The organism is Roseovarius ramblicola (assembly GCF_042430665.1).
Lineage (GTDB): Bacteria > Pseudomonadota > Alphaproteobacteria > Rhodobacterales > Rhodobacteraceae > Roseovarius > Roseovarius ramblicola.
In genome coordinates, this window is record NZ_JBHMEC010000044.1 from 1 (window position 1) to 514 (window position 514).

The 514-nt window shown below is 66.0% G+C and carries 1 protein-coding gene; it reads left to right on the forward strand.

Features of this window, described 5'->3' with window-relative positions:
* Positions 1-514: IS5 family transposase (locus ACFFU4_RS18325; RefSeq protein WP_377071343.1), on the forward strand; the 514-nt coding region annotated here is incomplete at both ends.

The window sequence follows — 514 nt, forward strand, 5'->3', positions numbered from 1 at the left end:
AAGCATGGCATGCAGGGCCGTCGCCAATGGCGCAAGGTGCATCTGGCCATGGACCCGGCCACGTCCGACATCCGCGCCGTCGAATTCACCCCCAGTCGCGACGGCGACAGCCCCGTGCTGCCCGACCTGCTCGGCCAGGTTCCGGAGGACGAGCAGATCGGCACCGTGACCGCCGATGGCGCCTACGACACGCGCCGTTGCCACAAGGCCATCATCGAGCGTGACGCCGTTCCGATCATCCCGATCCGCAAGAACGGACGCTTGTGGAAAGAGAACTGCCCGGCCGCACGCGCCAGAAACGAAACCCTGCGCGCAACGCGATATTACGGGCGGGCACTCTGGAAGCGATGGACTGGATACCATGCCCGCAGCAGGATCGAGGCGAGGATGCGCTACCTGAAAGCCTTCGGCGAGCGCATCGCCGCAAGAGACCCCGACCGCCAGACCGCCGAAATCCACATCCGCATCGCCCTCATGAACAGCTTCTCGGCCCTCGGCACCGCCGAGATCGTCC